The following is a 705-nucleotide window of genomic DNA, read 5'->3' on the forward strand; positions in this document are numbered from 1 at the left end:
TTATTTTCTTTTGATAACCTTTTGAACAGCTTCAACGATTGCTTTGTCGTTCAATCCGTATTTCTCCATCAATTGTGCTGGAGTACCTGATTCACCGAAGCTATCTTGTACTGCTACAAATTCTTGAGGAATTGGGTTGTTTTTTGCTAAAACACCAGAAATGCTTTCTCCTAAACCACCAATATAATTGTGCTCTTCAGCAGTAACAATACATCCCGTTTTTGCAACAGAATCTAATACTGCTTGTGCATCAAGAGGTTTGATCGTGTGTATATTTAAAACTTCTGCAGAGATACCTAATTCTTCTAATTGCTCAGAAGCTTGTAAAGCCTCCCAAACTAAATGACCTGTGGCAACGATTGTTACATCGGCACCTTCTGTCAATTTGATTGCTTTACCGATTACAAATTTATTTTCGTGTGCTGTTTCTGTATGCTTAGGCATGTAGATAGGCACTACAGGACGACCGAAACGCAAGTAAACTGGTCCTTCGTGTTCTGCAATAGCAATAGTAGCAGCTTCTGTTTGATTGTAGTCACAAGTATTGATTACTGTCATACCTGGTAACATTTTCATCAAACCGATATCTTCTAAAATTTGGTGAGTAGCTCCATCTTCTCCTAGCGTTAATCCAGCGTGAGAAGCACAAATTTTTACGTTTTTATCTGAGTAGGCAACAGATTGACGAATTTGATCGTAAACTCT

1 protein-coding gene is annotated in these 705 nt (G+C 38.2%); it reads right to left on the reverse strand.

Annotated elements, in window-relative coordinates; all coding sequences use genetic code 11:
* The coding region (locus F6P99_RS13335; RefSeq protein WP_152287993.1) for a transketolase family protein at window positions 1-705 on the reverse strand (705 nt) is incomplete at its 5' end.

Source organism: Flavicella marina (genome assembly GCF_009193215.1).
Lineage (GTDB): Bacteria > Bacteroidota > Bacteroidia > Flavobacteriales > Flavobacteriaceae > Flavicella > Flavicella marina.